This is a genomic window from Novosphingobium aquae (genome assembly GCF_037572715.1).
Classification (GTDB): Bacteria; Pseudomonadota; Alphaproteobacteria; order Sphingomonadales; family Sphingomonadaceae; genus Novosphingobium; species Novosphingobium aquae.
This window is the reverse complement of record NZ_JBBHJY010000007.1, coordinates 118,002-132,507: the sequence shown is the minus strand read 5'-3', so window position 1 is coordinate 132,507 and position 14,506 is coordinate 118,002. Positions and strand designations below refer to the sequence as shown.

At 60.3% G+C, this 14,506-nt stretch carries 18 protein-coding genes; 12 read left to right on the top strand and 6 right to left on the bottom strand.

The window, feature by feature from the left end; genetic code table 11:
- Positions 1-14: 14 nt before the first annotated feature.
- The 5 genes from WG900_RS14165 to WG900_RS14145 are packed head-to-tail and all read right to left on the bottom strand — an operon-like array spanning position 15 to position 3,939.
- Positions 15-932, bottom strand: a complete 918-nt coding sequence (locus tag WG900_RS14165) for a Rieske (2Fe-2S) protein (RefSeq protein ID WP_339967931.1) — start codon at positions 930-932, stop codon at positions 15-17.
- Positions 925-1,947, bottom strand: a complete 1,023-nt coding sequence (locus tag WG900_RS14160; protein ID WP_339967930.1) for an LLM class flavin-dependent oxidoreductase — start codon at positions 1,945-1,947, stop codon at positions 925-927. The genes WG900_RS14165 and WG900_RS14160 overlap by 8 nt, the downstream gene beginning before the upstream one ends.
- Positions 1,948-1,949: 2 nt before the next feature.
- The gene (locus tag WG900_RS14155; protein WP_339967929.1) at positions 1,950-2,327 is read right to left on the bottom strand and encodes a limonene-1,2-epoxide hydrolase family protein; all 378 of its coding nucleotides are present in this window, start codon (positions 2,325-2,327) and stop codon (positions 1,950-1,952) included.
- 2 nt (positions 2,328-2,329) lie between these two features.
- Positions 2,330-2,647, bottom strand: a complete 318-nt coding sequence (locus tag WG900_RS14150) for a 2Fe-2S iron-sulfur cluster-binding protein (RefSeq protein ID WP_339967928.1) — start codon at positions 2,645-2,647, stop codon at positions 2,330-2,332.
- A 20-nt stretch (positions 2,648-2,667) separates the two neighbouring features.
- The gene (locus tag WG900_RS14145; RefSeq protein WP_339967926.1) at positions 2,668-3,939 is read right to left on the bottom strand and encodes a sulfotransferase family protein; all 1,272 of its coding nucleotides are present in this window, start codon (positions 3,937-3,939) and stop codon (positions 2,668-2,670) included.
- A gap of 140 nt (positions 3,940-4,079) precedes the next feature.
- Here WG900_RS14145 and WG900_RS14140 point away from each other — a divergent pair, with 140 nt between their 5' ends.
- The 12 genes from WG900_RS14140 to WG900_RS14085 are packed head-to-tail and all read left to right on the top strand — an operon-like array spanning position 4,080 to position 13,617.
- Positions 4,080-4,865: an SDR family NAD(P)-dependent oxidoreductase gene (locus WG900_RS14140; RefSeq protein WP_339967924.1), complete on the top strand. Its 786-nt coding sequence runs from the start codon at positions 4,080-4,082 to the stop codon at positions 4,863-4,865.
- Between the two features lie 38 nt (positions 4,866-4,903).
- A complete protein-coding gene (locus WG900_RS14135; RefSeq protein ID WP_339967923.1) occupies positions 4,904-5,677 on the top strand; it encodes a hypothetical protein in 774 nt (257 codons plus the stop codon).
- An 11-nt stretch (positions 5,678-5,688) separates the two neighbouring features.
- Complete coding sequence (locus WG900_RS14130; protein ID WP_339967922.1) at positions 5,689-6,195, top strand: VOC family protein; 507 nt, start codon at positions 5,689-5,691, stop codon at positions 6,193-6,195.
- A gap of 5 nt (positions 6,196-6,200) precedes the next feature.
- On the top strand, positions 6,201-6,953 hold the full coding sequence (locus WG900_RS14125) for a tyrosine-protein phosphatase (protein WP_339968142.1): 753 nt from the start codon (positions 6,201-6,203) through the stop codon (positions 6,951-6,953).
- Between the two features lie 32 nt (positions 6,954-6,985).
- Positions 6,986-7,849 carry an NAD(P)-dependent oxidoreductase gene (locus WG900_RS14120; protein WP_339967921.1) on the top strand — a complete coding sequence of 288 codons (864 nt, stop codon included), beginning with the start codon at positions 6,986-6,988 and terminating at the stop codon, positions 7,847-7,849.
- A gap of 24 nt (positions 7,850-7,873) precedes the next feature.
- Complete coding sequence (locus tag WG900_RS14115) at positions 7,874-8,260, top strand: carboxymuconolactone decarboxylase family protein (protein ID WP_339967920.1); 387 nt, start codon at positions 7,874-7,876, stop codon at positions 8,258-8,260.
- A gap of 2 nt (positions 8,261-8,262) precedes the next feature.
- The gene (locus tag WG900_RS14110) at positions 8,263-9,087 is read left to right on the top strand and encodes an SDR family NAD(P)-dependent oxidoreductase (RefSeq protein ID WP_339967919.1); all 825 of its coding nucleotides are present in this window, start codon (positions 8,263-8,265) and stop codon (positions 9,085-9,087) included.
- A complete protein-coding gene (locus WG900_RS14105) occupies positions 9,084-9,896 on the top strand; it encodes an SDR family NAD(P)-dependent oxidoreductase (protein WP_339967918.1) in 813 nt (270 codons plus the stop codon). The genes WG900_RS14110 and WG900_RS14105 overlap by 4 nt, the downstream gene beginning before the upstream one ends.
- The gene (locus WG900_RS14100; RefSeq protein WP_339967917.1) at positions 9,893-11,062 is read left to right on the top strand and encodes a sulfotransferase family protein; all 1,170 of its coding nucleotides are present in this window, start codon (positions 9,893-9,895) and stop codon (positions 11,060-11,062) included. The genes WG900_RS14105 and WG900_RS14100 overlap by 4 nt, the downstream gene beginning before the upstream one ends.
- Positions 11,059-11,835 carry an SDR family NAD(P)-dependent oxidoreductase gene (locus WG900_RS14095; protein ID WP_339967916.1) on the top strand — a complete coding sequence of 259 codons (777 nt, stop codon included), beginning with the start codon at positions 11,059-11,061 and terminating at the stop codon, positions 11,833-11,835. Before WG900_RS14100 ends, WG900_RS14095 begins: the two co-directional genes overlap by 4 nt.
- Positions 11,832-13,085 (top strand): hypothetical protein, encoded by a 1,254-nt coding sequence (locus WG900_RS14090; RefSeq protein ID WP_339967915.1) that lies wholly within the window; start codon positions 11,832-11,834, stop codon positions 13,083-13,085. Before WG900_RS14095 ends, WG900_RS14090 begins: the two co-directional genes overlap by 4 nt.
- The gene (locus WG900_RS14085) at positions 13,072-13,617 is read left to right on the top strand and encodes a VOC family protein (protein WP_339967914.1); all 546 of its coding nucleotides are present in this window, start codon (positions 13,072-13,074) and stop codon (positions 13,615-13,617) included. Before WG900_RS14090 ends, WG900_RS14085 begins: the two co-directional genes overlap by 14 nt.
- Here the strand turns inward: WG900_RS14085 and WG900_RS14080 are convergent.
- Positions 13,614-14,429, bottom strand: coding sequence for an SDR family NAD(P)-dependent oxidoreductase (locus WG900_RS14080; RefSeq protein WP_339967912.1), 816 nt, complete (start codon positions 14,427-14,429; stop codon positions 13,614-13,616). The two genes, WG900_RS14085 and WG900_RS14080, sit on opposite strands and share 4 nt — an antisense overlap.
- Between the last annotated feature and the right edge of the window lie 77 nt (positions 14,430-14,506).

Below are 14,506 nucleotides of genomic sequence, written 5' to 3'. Positions count from 1 at the left end.
GTCTTCTCCGGTTTTCAGGCTGCGCTGGTCTGCGCAGTTCGGGCAGCAATTTCATTCCGCAGCGTGGCCGCATGGATGGACGCCGAAGGCTTGAGCACCCGTAATGCAGCACCATCGACAGAACTGTGCACGGTAAACGGCGCGCCGGCTCCCATCAGTTTTGCCCGCACTCCGGGCCTGTTGTCCTCCAGCCTTGCGCGCCAGCGAACCTGCGTAACCCCTCTTGCGGCAGGAACCGGGGCAAGCGTGGCAGTCAGGAGCGGATTGAACCCGTCATCACGAAGGAGCAGATCGCATTCCCCGGTCACGGGATCGGTTGAAATGCGCAGCGTGATCGGGAAATCCGAACTGAATGGCGAAGGCCAGTGCAGCCCCGCCCATTGGCACGAGCGTTCAAGGACAAGCTTGCCATTCTGCTCGGCCAGTTCGGCAAGCAGATACGGCGTGAAGCGCACGCCTCTGATCGCCAGAACCAGCGAGGGATCATCGAATAGCGCGGCGATGTAATGTTCATGTTCCAGCGCGACATTTGCGCTGCCTGACAAAGGCAGGGCCTTTGCACCCGGTTCCGGCGCTGGTGCCTTTGCGTCAAGGCAGACCCGCACAAACCCGCCACTTTCAGCAACGCCGAACGGAATCGCCCTGTAAAGTGCAGGGAATTTTGCGTCACTCTTGAGGTTTGGAATATCCTTGAGGTGGCCGGTTTTGCCATCATAGGTCCAGCCATGATAGCCGCACTGGATCATGCCATTGCCTAATACGCAGCCCAGCGAAAGCGGGGCGCGGCGATGCGGGCAGCGGTCTTCAAGCGCGTGCGGCACGCCTTGGTGATCGCGCCACAATACGATCGGCTGGTCGCCAATATCGACATTGATTGGTTTGGCCGAGGTTACTTCCTCGGACCGGGCAACCGCCCACCATGCTTCAGCCATAAAACAGCTCCGCTATTCTTTGGCGGTACAAGGCCGCCTTGTCCGGCTCGATACCAAATTGTGGCACCACCGGGGTAATCGAATCGGCATGGACGGCGCGCTCGGCCACTTGCGCGCGAACATCGTCAGCCGAACCGAGCACGGTGATCGCGCTGACCATCTCGTCGGGGCAAGCCCTGGCCATGGCGTCATAGTCTTGCGCTGCAAATGCTGCCTGGATCGCCAGCGCCGCGTTGCCGAAACCGATCTCGGTGAAGTAGCGCAGGTATTGCGGGGACTGGGTGTAGAAGGCGATATTGGCGCGCGCATCGGCGATGGCCTCGGCCCGGTTAGAATTGATTACGGTGAAGATCATCAGGTTGACGTCCACGTCGCTGCGGCTGCGGCCGGTCCTGGCCAAGCCGGCCTTCAGCGAATGGTCGACGCGGTCTTTCAGCCAGTTGGTGGTCCATAGCGGATGCCCCAGCAGGCCATCGGCGATCGCTCCCGCTTGTTCGCAGGCCTTTTCGAACACAGCCGGCAGATAAACGGGAATGGCACTGCGGCGGGCTGGGCGGAGCAGGCGGAAGTGCGAAAGGTCGAGCGTGCAATATTCACCCTCAAGCCGCGTCAGTTCCCCCGTGTGGCCTTTTGCAATCACTTCGCGGACCTGCCCCACAACTTCGCGCATGTGCGAAAGGGGTTTGCCATAGGTCATGCCGAAGCTTCCTTCGATTTGACTTTCGGCACTGGAGCCCAGTCCGAGCACGGTGCGTCCATCGCTGATATGGTCCAGGTCTATGGCGCTACAGGCGGTTTCCAGCGGGCTGCGGGTGAAAGCCAGCGCGATGCCGGTGCCCAGCTTGATCCGGCTGGTCACTGCTGCGGCCGCCGCCAGTGCCGTGAAAGGCGCGCCGAAGATTTGCGGAGCCCAGACCCCTTCAACCCCGGCAGCTTCCCATGCCTGCACCAGTGGCACCAGTTCGCTTGCCGGCAAGACGGGCAATTCTGCCCAGACGGGTTTTGCGGCGGGCATCGTCAGAATCCGGCCGCCGTATCGAAGTAATCGCGCCAGGCGACGATCTTTGAACCGTCCATCTCGAACACGCCCATCAGCTTGATCGAGACGATGAGTTTGCCGTCCTTGTCGTGGAAATTGTCAGTCCGCTCGGTCAGCACGACATTGCCGATTTCGGCGGCATGATGGACTATAACCTCGCCGCTCTCGATCGGCTTCATCTTCGCAAAAGCATCCATGAAGGCCTTTGCTTCGACAAAACCGACGGTGCGTGAAAGTCCGACGTTTTCCCAGACAGTCTGATCGGTGAACCGCTTTTCCATCGACGCGAGCATGTCGGCCAGCGTGGGCTTCCATTCATCGAAGAAAGCCAGGACCTCGGTCAGGGCGCTGCCCATGATCAGTCTTCCTTGGCTATGGTCACGGTCATGCCGTCCAGTTCCGGGGTAATGGGTACCTGGCAGGAAAGGCGGCTGTTTGCTGTGCGGTGATCGGAACTGTCGAGCAGATCGTTCTCGTCATCGCTCATCTTCGCGAGCCAACCCATCGCTGCATCGTCGATGATGACATGGCAGGTCGCGCAGGAGCAGCAGCCGCCGCACAGCGCCAGCAGTTCATCAACGCCTGCATCGCGGATCACTTCCATCAGCGACTGGCCGGGTGTGGCTTCGATGGCCCGGCTGCTGCCATCACGGTTGATCACATGGATAGTTGTCACATTACATCTCCTGAGGGGCGTTATTTCACTTCGCGTTCGACCGGGAAGTGATTGAAGTAAAATTCGAAATCCTTGCGAATGTCATCGGCGGTGATGCCAAAGTCGCGCTCCAGGTTGAACACGACACGGCCTTTGACGCTTGGGTCATGATCCGCATGATATTTGTGCAAGGTGGCGAGAGTCTCGGCGTCCAACGGGAGGCCTGCCTTGGCGTAGATTTCGCCAAGTATGGCATCGGGATTCTTGATCCACTGGTGGAAATAGACGTCCACTGTCTGTTCGGCTGGCAAAACATGGTGATCGCGCACGCAGCGTTCCAGCAAAATGCGATAGCGATCGATCCAGTAGCCTTTGGGTTCCTCTGGGTCAGTCTTCGTTCGAAGGATGCGCGAGGCATAGAGCCACATCGAAAGTGTCGAGCGGATCGAGGCGACAGGATCGCGGTGGGTGATTACATAGGTCGCATCGGGAAAGGTTGCCCTCAGTGCGGGCAATTGCTCCATGTGCTGCGGGCACTTGATCACCCAGCGGTTGGGGCCCCTCAGGAAGGTCAGCACCTGCAGTCCCTTCTTGAGGTAGGCATAGGTGCCACTCTGGTCATGGCTGAGGTAATAGTCCCGCCACTTGGGCGCGAGCACCAACCATTCCAGCAGGTAGGACGAGAAATCCAGCGCCTGCAATTCGATGTCCTCGCTGATGTGATCGGGCGAGAATTCGTGCATGTATTTCATCAGAGGCATCATCGCGTCCTGCTGTTCCCAGCCAGCCGCCGCACGGGTCCAGCGCGGATTGGGATCATCGGCGCTCGGCGCGTCGGCCGCCGTCGGGACAGGGGCGATAGCCTCCCACCATGGCATCGAACGCAACCGCTGATCTGCCGAAAGCAGGCCGAGCAGATGGGTCGTTCCCGAACGTGGCGGCCCGGCGACGATGATCGGCCGGTCAATCACGATGTCGAGAATTTCAGGATGGCGACTGCAGATGTCCTCCACCCGCAAGCGGTCAGAGGCATAGCGAACGAACATGGTCCATAGCGCGGCGTGGGAGACCGCACTGAGGAAGCTGTCCTCTTTTACGCATTGGCACCACAGTTCCAGCCGCGGGGCGAAATCCATCGAGCCGAAATCGCTGAGACCGGTTTGCGCATGTGCTGCGGCAAGGATCGCCTGAACCGAGAAATCGAAGCTGGCTTGCGCTGCTCCCGCCAGGGCGGCCTTCTGCATGGCGGTGAGAACCGGCGCATGCATGTCGGTGATGTCGAACACCTCGCCCTTTACGCTACCTGCACTCATGCCACACTCTCCTGATTGTGGCGGAACCTAAAGAGGCAGAAAAACGAACCTTGCCCTACCAAAAGATATGCGGCCTTGCCCGAATGGAGGGATAGCCAGCGCACAACAACACAAGACTGCTTGAGGATGCGCGCGCCACCATGGCTCAGAATCTTTTTGATCTAACCGGCAAGGTATCACTGGTGACCGGGGCAAATTCCGGACTTGGCTTCGGCTTCGCCGAGGGTCTGGCACGTGCAGGCAGCGATCTGGTGATCTGGGGTCGCCGGCAGGATGCCAATGAGCGCGCAGCGGAAAAGTTGCGCGCCTTCGGGGTGAAAGTTCACGCACAATCGGTCGATGTAGCTGACGAAGCCTCCATCGTGGCGGGCGTCGCAGAGGCGCTGGCGGCGATGGGCAGGATCGATACGGTCGTCGCCAATGCCGGGATCGCCAGCCAGAAGCCGTTTATCGAAATGGACGCTGAAACCTATCATGCGCTGATTGACGTCAACCAGCATGGCGTCGTCTTCACCCTGCGCGAGGTGGCTCGGCACATGGTCGGGCGCGCACAGGCCGGAGATCCGGGTGGCTCAATGATCCTGTGCGGAAGTGGCTCGATCTTTCAGGGCGTACCAACGATGACTCATTATGGCGCGGCCAAGGGTGCGCTGAATTCGCTTGCGAAGGGCATTGCGGCGGAACTTGGCCCCCACGGCATCCGTTGCAACGTGATCGCACCGGGCTTCATCATTACCGAAATGACCATGGCCGATCCCGTCGTTGGCGAGATGATCGCCGGGGTGGTGGCAGCCAAGGCGCCAATCGGGCGAGCGGGCCAGCCTGACGATCTGTGGGGCGCGGTGGTCTATCTCGCCAGTGATCTGTCCCGGTACCACACCGGAGATACCTTGATCGTCGATGGCGGCAAGATCGCGAACAACTGAAAATTGCACACGGATTTAATTGGGCGAGGGACACGGCGATGGCACCGACAAGCATGACCGAAATGCCACCACCGGTGAATACCTGGATGCTAGAGACGGGCAGTTTCTATCTATGGCCACTGATCTTTGTGCTCTGCGCAATCTGGGCGATCCGGACAAAGCGCCTGCCGGTCATGATGCTCCTGCTGCTCGCCGCTTCATCGAGCTTCTGGCAGGAGTTTTTTGGTGACTGGGGCGCCTACCTTTCGTGGAATCCGGTGTTTGCCCGCCTGCCGTTCTGGGGGGAAATGGCCTATACCACGCCGATCAAGCCGCTGTTCATTCCGCTAAGCTGGGGCTGGTGGTTCTCACTTTCGATAACCCCGCTGCTGATGTTGACGATCTGGCTGGCCCGCAAGTTCCCCGCCCTTTCCCTGAACGCGTGGGCGTTCATCGCGGTGTTTCCGCTCTATTCCGCCTATGAGCTGTGGGCGGAAGGTAACGCGGTGGCGCAAAGCTGGTGGTCGTACAATGCCGTCATCGGCCCGCAGTGGACCGCCGCCAATGGTGCGGGCATGTCGCTGATCTGGCCCGTGATCCTCGCCCTGTGGGCCACTTGGATCGTCATCCTGCTGGCGAAAAAGGATGAAAATGGCCTGTGGTGGCACGAACGCAAGCTGGGCATTGCAGCGGGCGGTTCGGGCTGGGCCCATGAAGCCAAACGGCTCGGCGCATTCATCGTGATGTTTCAGGTAACATGCTTTGTCGTTGTCACGCTGCCGCCCATCATCGCGCGGCTGGCCTTTGGCGGCCCGAGCGTGCTTGTACCTTAAAGGAGCAACGAATGTTTCCCCGCCCCAACGCCCGGCACAGCCAGATTGCCTACGTCACCAACGATCTTGATCGGGCGCTGGCAATCTGGCGCGATGAATTCGATGTCCCGGCATTCCATGTCTTCACCAATGACATGCCGGGGCTCGAATCCTCGCAGCCGTTCCAGTTGAAGATCGCCCTTGCCAATGTCGGTGGAACCGAGATCGAAGTGATCGAGCCGCTGCATGGCACTGCGCCGCTTCATGCCGAGCCGCTGCCGGCCGACGGCAGCTTCGCGATGTGCTTTCATCATGTTGCCATGCGGATCACTGGCACGCTCGCCGATTATGAAGCGCATATGGCCTCGCTCGATACAGATGCGCATCGCGTGGTCTGGACCGGCCGTTTTGCCGACCTTATGCGCTATGCCTACACAGATGAACGCACCACGCTGGGCCATTATGTCGAACACGTATGGTTCGACGATGAATTCTACGAGCAATTGGCCTCGGCCATACCCGTCTATCCGGCGCGGTGACGATCATGCCTTTCACCAGCCTCAACTTTCGCGATCTCGGCGGAATTCCGGCAAAATCCGGCCTTGTTCGCAAAGGCGTACTGTTTCGAAGCGAAGGACCGCGTAACTTCAATCCCGATCAGTTGGCTGCGCTTCAAGGCATGGGCTTTCGCTCGATTGTCGATTTGCGATCAGCCCACGAGCGTAAGGACGCGCCGCACGATTGGCATGGGCCGGACTGCCGTTGGCTTGGGCTGGACGTTAACGCCGACCTGCGCGTGTTCGGCCACGATGGCCGCGAACGTCTGATCAAAGGGCCCGAGCCGGAAATCGCGATCACGACGATGGCGGAAACCTACCGCGAAGTTGTTGGTGCGTTGATGCCGCATTGGCCGGTGATTGCCGCGGCATTGCTGGATGGCGAAGTGCCGATGATGCTCAACTGCACAGCAGGCAAGGACCGCACCGGCGTGGCGATTGCCCTGCTGCTGGAACTGGCAGGCGTATCGCGCGACGAGATCGTTGAAGACTACATGCGCTCGTCGATATTCGGCGATAACCTTGTTCGCGATGGAGAAGTGGAGCCGGGAATGATGGCCAGTTTCGGTTTCATGCCCAGCGCCGGACAAATCGATGCGCTGATAGGCGTGCGCGCCGACTATCTGGAAGCAGTCTGGGACGAGATCGGGAAACGCTGGTCTGATGTGCCGGGGTATTTCGAAGCAGCAGGCCTCGACAGCGCAATGCAACACCGCCTGCGTGCGGAACTCGTGGATTGAACGGGCTGAGGCCTGAAAAAGGGAACAAGGACATGAATACAGGTGGAGTTATCGGTCTTGGCGGCATCGGCGGCGGGGTTGCCCAGTGCTTGCAGCGTTCAGGGCAATTGTCGGCAATCTACGACGTCCGCGCAGAGGCTGCGGCAAACGTCCCAGGTGCGCCGCCCATGTCGGCAACACCGCGCGATCTTGCTGCGGCCTCTGATTGCGTTCTGATCGCCGTGCTGAATGGCGCGCAGACCATTGCCGTGCTGGACGGTCCCGACGGTGTTCTGGCTGCTGGAAAGCCAGGCCAGATGGTGATTCTGCTTTCGACGATAGCCATGGCCGATCTCGAAGCCGCACAAAAGCTGTGTTCCGCCGTTGGTGTAATCCTGCTCGATTGCGGCGTGACCAATGGGCCGAAGTCAGGGCAGAATGGCCTGATTTGCTTGGCGGGCGGCAGTGATGCCGATCTCGCCGCCGCGAAGCCGATCTTCGATGGCTTTGCCCAGCAAGTCATCCATATGGGCGGGCCAGGTGCTGGCATGGCAGCCAAGATCGCGCGCAACACCACCTATTTCGGCTGCATGCGCGCCGGATATGAAGGCGCGGTGATTGCGCGCAATTACGGCGTCGACCTCGATCAGCTGACCATGGCGCTGGCGGGCGATCCCAATTCTGGCGGGGGGCTTGAAGGCGCATTGTCGATGGTGAAGCGCCCGGATCCGGAAGGCGATCCGGCAGAAACGAAGCTTCGCGAGTATTTCCAGATGCTGATGATCAAGGATCTTGAAGTTGCGATCGCCGAAGCTGCCCGCTTTGGCGCGCGCCTGCCCATGGTCGAACTGATCAAGGAAAACGCGCTGTCGACGTCAGGCCTTGAATACCCCCTCGGCCAGCCGATCGACGGCTGAAGGTACGATTTCAGGAGAGATGCAATGAACGAAGAGAATTGGGCCAAGGGCCTTGAGGTGTTCGACGCAGTCTATGGTCCGGGCACCTCGGCCATGGTCACCCCGTTCAAGGATTCGCCGTTCAATCAGGAAATCGTCGGCAACCAGTTTGCCAACCTGTGGGGCAACGAGGCGTTCACCATTCGCGAAAAACGGCTGATGGTGCTGGGTGCAACCGCCATGCTGGGGCGGCAGGATCTGGTCGAAATCCAGATGACCGGTGCCTTGATCAACGGCGAATTCACCGATGAGCAGCTTGAGCAGATTCCGTTGTTCCTGCTGTTCTATGCCGGCGCCGGCAATTGCACGGCGCTGTTCCGCGGAATCGAGGCGGCCAAGGCGCGTGTGGCGGCGATGAAGAAGGACGCCTGACCATGCGCGAACTCGCCCGCCTGCCGCTCGACAAGGCTGTATTCCGTGAAAAATACGGGCCATGGGCAGTCATCGCCGGGGCTTCGGAAGGTACCGGCGAGTGCTATGCACGCGAACTGGCGGAGATGGGGATCAATCTGGTTCTGATTTCCCGCCGCCAGTCCGCACTGGAGTCACTGGGCGAGGCGCTCAAATCGGAATATGGCATAGATTACCGGGCCGTGGCGCAGGATCTGACCGAGGAAGGGGCGGGGCTCCAGATCGTCGAAGCAGCGGCGGGGCTGGATGTCGGGCTCTATATTTCCAATGCCGGAGCGGATGGTTTCGCCAGTTTCTTCGAAGACAGTACCGATGCCGCCCACCGGCTGGTGAGGATGAATATCTCGACGCTGATCGATGCTGCCAATGGCTTTGGCAAGAGGCTGCTGGTGCGCGGGAAAGGCGGGATCATCGTCATGGCATCTGGCGCAGGCCTTGGCGGTCAGCCCAATCTGGTACTCTATTCGGCCACCAAGGCGTTCGAGATCAATTTCGCTGAATCGCTATGGGCTGAATACCACGAACGCGGGATCGACGTGATCGGCATAGCCGCGCCGATCATGCACACACCCACGCTGCTGCGCATGGTACCCGAAGGCTTCGACGTTTCCGATGTCTATGACCCCGCTGACGTCACCCACAACGCGCTGGCAGGGCTCTTGGCGGGCGAGCCGTTGCAGATTGTCCCTGATGGGCCGGGACAGGAAAAGCAGCCTCAAGTGCAGGCAGACCGCAAGGCGCGGCTGGTCGGCTTTGTCGAATTCAACAGGATGTTTACCGGAGGATGAGCGAGATGGGCCGACTGGCGGGCAAGGTAGCAATCGTCACCGGCGGTGGCGGCGGGATTGGTTCAGCGGTGGTCCGCCGCTTCGTGGCCGAGGGGGCGAAAGTCGCGGTTGCCGATGTGTTTGCTGATGCAGCACAGGCGGTGGCGGGGCCACTGGGCGATGCGGCCCTGGCGGTACAGTTCGATGCGGCGGATCCAGCCTCGGTAGAGGCTATGGTCGAGCGGACCGTCAGTCATTTCGGGCGGCTCGACATCCTGCACAACAATGCCGCGATGACCGATCCCGCAAAGCACCCGCTCGATACCGATGCCGTGACCATTCCCATCGAGATCTGGGACGAAATTATCGACATCAACCTGCGCGGCTATCTGCTGGGCTGCAAATACGCGATACCGCACATGATCAAGGGTGGCGGAGGTTCGATCATCAATACCGCTTCAAACAGCGGCACGGCCGGCGATCTTGCCCGCATCGCTTATGGCGCGTCGAAAGGCGCGATCATCACCATGACCAAATATATCGCCACACAACACGGGCGGCAGAACATCCGCTGCAATTCGGTTGCCCCCGGGGTGGTGTTGACGGAGGCACTCTCGGCGACAGTTCCAGGCCTGGCCGACATCATCAAGCGCCACATCCTGACGCCCGAGTTCGGCGTCCCCGACGATATCGCTGCGCTTGTTGCATTTCTGGCTTCGGATGAAAGCCGTTACATAACTGGCGAAAATATATCAATATCTGGTGGAGGCCTTTCGCATCAGCCGCACTATGCCGATCTGCTGCAACTGATGGAACAACATCTGTCATGAGCGCGCCGCTGACTGTTTCCGGACTGGAACAAGCAGCGCGCGAACAGACCGGGCTAGTTGACTTTGGCCCTGACACTGGCTGGCGCGAGGGCTTCGAGCGGCTCGTCGCAGCACTGGAGGCAATGGGGCCAAACGATCAATTGCGCCATATTGCCACACACAACATTGTCGGCCAGTTGGCTACACGTCTGCGCTTTGTCGAAGACGACCGGCTGTTTCCTGAGATTGCCAGACAGGAAGTTGGCGACCCGCTGATTGTTATCGGCTTGCCGCGGACCGGAACAACGATCAGCTATGACCTGCTGTGCCTCGATCCTGAAGCGCGCGCTCCGCGTGAATGGGAATGGTACATTCCCTGGCCACCGCCAGAAATCTCTACTTTCAAGAGTGATCCGCGCATCGCGCAGGTTTCGGCGATGTATGACAACTGGTTGAATCACGCACCCCAGCTGCTCGATATTCAACGCTTCGATTGCACGCAGCCGGGCGAGTGTAACCACGGGATGCAGTATCACTTTGGCAGCACCAATTTTGCAGCAGAACTCGGTGTACCGGACTTTGCCCAATGGCTGCGCGAAAGCGAGGTTGCTGGACAATATCTATCGCACAAGCGACTGCTCCAGAACTTCCAATGGAAGGGGCCGCAGGGCCGTTGGACCTTGAAATCGCCGCAGCATCTGTTCGATCTGCCTGCGCTGCTCAAGGCATACCCGGGTGCCATGCTGGTCTGGACTCACCGTGATCCCGCGCTGACCTTTTCCTCACTCTCCAGCTTCATTGCGGGTTTTCTTGCGGCCTTTGGCGGTGACAAGGACAAGGCTGCTATCGGCCGCGACGTGGTGGAAACCTGGATTGCCGGGATGAACCGCGGGCTTGCTGCGCGCAATGATCCTGCCATCGAGGCGCGCATCATCGATCTGGCGCACAAGGATGTTGTCGCCGATCCGATGGGCGCGGTGCAGCGGATTTATGATCGCTTCGGCCTGACCTTCTCAGATGAACACAAGACGCGAATCGGTCACTTCCTGACCGAAAACCCTGCTGCCAAACGCATGGGCAAGCACAAGCACTCGCCCCAAGAATATGCCATCGACAATACCGAAGTGCGCGCGCGCATGGCGGACTATTACGACCGCTTCGGCGATCTACTGGGGAAACCAGCATGAGCGTACTTGATCGCTTCCGCCTTGATGGCCGGACCGCCATTCTCACTGGCGTCGGCCCTGGGGTGGGAGAGCATGTCGCCAAGGCCTATGCCGAATTGGGGGCCAATGTCGTGATTTCCGCCCGATCACAGGATCGGCTGGACCGCATTGCTGCCGAAATTAACGCACTTCCCGGTGGACGCGCGCTCGCCGTGGTCGCCGATGCGGGTGAGAAGGCGGATCTTGAACATCTGGTGGTCCGCGCGCGCGCTGCCTTCGGGCCAATCCATATCGTGTTCAACAACGCGGCGGCTGGTGTGGTCTATGCCCGCGATGGCGGGCTTTGGGCCAATACCGACGATGTCTGGAAAACCGCAATGGACGTCAATGTCATGGCGACCTGGCGGCTGACCGAGCTGACCGAGACCGACATGAAGGCGCACGGCAAGGGTTCGATCATCGCGGTCCAGAGCTGCGGCGGTTTCACGCCGATCCCGCCCGCCGTCGCCTATGGAGTCAGCAAGGCAGCGCTGCTGTTTCTTGTGCGTGAGCTGGCCAAGTCGCAGGCACCGCATACCCGGATCAATTGCCTGTGTGTCGGTTCGATGAGCCCGGATGGTCATGAAGCGGAAATCCACAAGGGGCTTGGCCTGGCCGAGCGCAATGCGATCAAGCGCTTCGGTGCCGCCGACGAGGCGGTGGGGGCGGCGGTCCTGCTGGCCAGTGATGCATCAAGCTACACCACCGGCAGCACCGTATTCACCGAAGGCGGCCGAGTGGGCACGATCTCGTGAGCAATCCGCTTTACACCGCCGATCAGGAAGCGGCGGAAATTCTGGCCCTGCGGCTGATAGAACGAGCTGACGTTCGCGCTGCACGTGAAGCGGCGCGGCGCGAAATGCGCGGCGATCCAGCAGTGGCCTTGCCCGACGGTGCACTGAGCCTCGATCATGCATTGGACCAATGGGTGCTGGCGCTCGCCATGCGCGAGGCGAATGGTGATACGGCTGCGCCAAGGGTGGTGTGGAACGTCTCCAACCCGCCGCGTCACTGGTTTGGACATAGCTATGGCGGGGCGGCTGTGGCCGTGGACAATCCTGACAATTTCAACCGGGAGATTCCCATCGACGGCGCGGGTAGCTACGCCATCGGCATTCGTTTCTCGGCAGACCCGCCGCAATTCAGTGTGGTTATCGAGATGGAGCCGGAGCACCATGCCGGTCTGGGGCGCAACATTGGTGCGCTGACCTTGCAGCAACTCTTGCCGCACTGCGATGCCGATCGCCGGGTGACTGTGACGGTTGGTCCTGATGCTGGCGGGCCCTTGCATCTGCAAACAAAACCGGGACGGATACAGATCTACACGCGCGACAGCCAGGCGGACTGGAATCAGCTTCCGGCCGAAGTCTCGGTCCGTCGCCTTGATCCGCCTGCCGATTGGCAACCTCGTAGCGAGGATCAGATCGCGGCGACGGTGATGACCGACATGCCTGCGTGGATTCGGTTCTGGCGCGGGTTCAAGGATGATTTTCTGGGCTTTCCGGAACCGAACCGGCTGGTCGGTCCGAACGGGCGCGATGGCAACTGGGGCTACCTGGCCGGAGGGCGCTTTGCCATAGCCGACGATGAGGCGGTGCTTGTCACGCTCGATCCGGTGGGCAGTTATTACACGGGATTCCAGATTACTGATCCATGGACCATCGCCCCCGACCCGATGTACCGCTTGGCGAGCCTCAACAAGGCACAGGTCACTCCCAATGCCGACGGCACTGTCACTTATGCGATTGCGCTTGCTGATCCCGGCGTGGCCAACTGGATCGACACTTGCGGACTGCATGAGGGCTGGATGCTGGCGCGCTGGCAGGGCGTGCCTGCAGGCCCGCCGCTGGACAGAATGATACGTGAGGTGCGGCTTGTGAAACTGGGAGCCAATCCGGCAGGCATTCCTCGCATCGATCTGGAAGGACGGTGCATGCAGATAGCTGGCCGGGCACGTGCATTTGCCCAGCGGACCAGTGTGAGAGGGTGGCATGATGCAGCCTGAGGGTTCGATCATCGAGCTGTGCCATGTCACCCGCGATCTCGATGCGGCGCTGCTGCACTGGACGCGCGATTTGCTAGCGGGCCCATTCTTCGTTTTTGACGTGCCGGTTTTGCCGGGTCAGCTCTATTACGGCCAGCCGACCGAGGTTTCGATGCGGGTTGGTTTCGGATTTTCAGGTGGTGTCCTGATCGAGCTGCTCGAGCAGACAAATGACGGGGCCTCGCCGTTCCGGGATTTTCTGGAGGCGCACGATGAGGGGTTGCACCACATCATGCCACGCTGCGATTTCGACGCCGGTTTTGCGCGCCATTCCGCCGCCGGGCATGAAGTTGCCTTTGCTGGGCGAATGCCATCTGGAGAACGCTTCTGTCTGTTCGATACCCGAGCCGCAAACGGAGCCTATGTCGAACTGATGGAACTTTCAGACGCTATGCTCGGCTCGCTTTCGCTGATGGCCAAGGCCCATGCGACTTGGGACGGGGTCACTGACCCGGTCCGGCCCATGTCGCGGCTCGCGGAATACGCATCTTAAAGCTTGGCACTGCCCATCTGGGCGAACAGCTTCTGGAAATCGGCGTAACTGGGCTGATGTGCCGTAACCCCGCCATCGATCGGGATCGCCGCGCCGGTAATGAAGCTGCTCTCGCTACTGGCGAGGAATGCGACGAGATTGGCAATGTCTTCGGGCTGGCCAAGCTGCGGGGTCAAGTGGTGTGACAGCAGGATGTCCTTGATCACGTCGGGGGTCGATTCCACCGCGAGCGGCGTCAGCACAAAGCCGATTATCATGCAGTTCGAGCGCACGTTCAGCTTACCGTATTGGGTGGCAATCATCCTGTTGAGCTGGATCAGCGCTGCCTTGGACGTGCCATAGGCGGTCAACGTCGATTCGCCCTGTACACCGAAACCGGAGGCGCTGTGGATGATCGAGCCGCCGCCAGCAGCGATCATGTGCGGGACCACGTGCTTGCTCATCAGCATCGCGCCGCGGACATTTACGGCCATCGCCATATCCCACGCCGCGACGTCGAGGTTGACCACGTCGAGGTCTTTCTGGCGCTGGGCGTCGTTCTGGATTGCTGCGTTGTTGTGCAGGATGTCGATCCTGCCGAACTGCGCAACGATGCCATCTGCAAGTGCCTTCACCGAAGCCTCGCCGGTAAGGTCAACTGCCATGGCGACGGAACCGGAAATGCTGTCAGCTGCTGTTTTTGCGGCACCAAGATCAATGTCTGCCAGAACGACAGTGGCACCGTCTGCTGCAAGTCGGCGAGCTGATGCTGCACCGATGCCGCCACCGGCGCCCGTCACCAATGCGATTTTTCCGTCAAGCCTGCCAGTCATGCGATGATCCTCTTCTCGCGCACCTCAGCGCCACAGCACATTCGCCGCGTGACCTGCCAAAGGGCAGGGCAAGGCGG

Bases quoted from the DNA above. Each gene is read 5' to 3' on its own strand.
- WG900_RS14165 (WP_339967931.1), bottom strand. From the start codon at position 932: ATGGCTGAAGCATGGTGGGCGGTTGCCCGGTCCGAGGAAGTAACCTCG.
- WG900_RS14160 (WP_339967930.1), bottom strand. From the start codon at position 1,947: ATGCCCGCCGCAAAACCCGTCTGGGCAGAATTGCCCGTCTTGCCGGCA.
- WG900_RS14155 (WP_339967929.1), bottom strand. From the start codon at position 2,327: ATGGGCAGCGCCCTGACCGAGGTCCTGGCTTTCTTCGATGAATGGAAG.
- WG900_RS14145 (WP_339967926.1), bottom strand. From the start codon at position 3,939: ATGAGTGCAGGTAGCGTAAAGGGCGAGGTGTTCGACATCACCGACATG.
- WG900_RS14140 (WP_339967924.1), top strand. From the start codon at position 4,080: ATGGCTCAGAATCTTTTTGATCTAACCGGCAAGGTATCACTGGTGACC.
- WG900_RS14135 (WP_339967923.1), top strand. From the start codon at position 4,904: ATGGCACCGACAAGCATGACCGAAATGCCACCACCGGTGAATACCTGG.
- WG900_RS14130 (WP_339967922.1), top strand. From the start codon at position 5,689: ATGTTTCCCCGCCCCAACGCCCGGCACAGCCAGATTGCCTACGTCACC.
- WG900_RS14125 (WP_339968142.1), top strand. From the start codon at position 6,201: ATGCCTTTCACCAGCCTCAACTTTCGCGATCTCGGCGGAATTCCGGCA.
- WG900_RS14120 (WP_339967921.1), top strand. From the start codon at position 6,986: ATGAATACAGGTGGAGTTATCGGTCTTGGCGGCATCGGCGGCGGGGTT.
- WG900_RS14115 (WP_339967920.1), top strand. From the start codon at position 7,874: ATGAACGAAGAGAATTGGGCCAAGGGCCTTGAGGTGTTCGACGCAGTC.
- WG900_RS14110 (WP_339967919.1), top strand. From the start codon at position 8,263: ATGCGCGAACTCGCCCGCCTGCCGCTCGACAAGGCTGTATTCCGTGAA.
- WG900_RS14105 (WP_339967918.1), top strand. From the start codon at position 9,084: ATGAGCGAGATGGGCCGACTGGCGGGCAAGGTAGCAATCGTCACCGGC.
- WG900_RS14100 (WP_339967917.1), top strand. From the start codon at position 9,893: ATGAGCGCGCCGCTGACTGTTTCCGGACTGGAACAAGCAGCGCGCGAA.
- WG900_RS14095 (WP_339967916.1), top strand. From the start codon at position 11,059: ATGAGCGTACTTGATCGCTTCCGCCTTGATGGCCGGACCGCCATTCTC.
- WG900_RS14085 (WP_339967914.1), top strand. From the start codon at position 13,072: ATGATGCAGCCTGAGGGTTCGATCATCGAGCTGTGCCATGTCACCCGC.
- WG900_RS14080 (WP_339967912.1), bottom strand. From the start codon at position 14,429: ATGACTGGCAGGCTTGACGGAAAAATCGCATTGGTGACGGGCGCCGGT.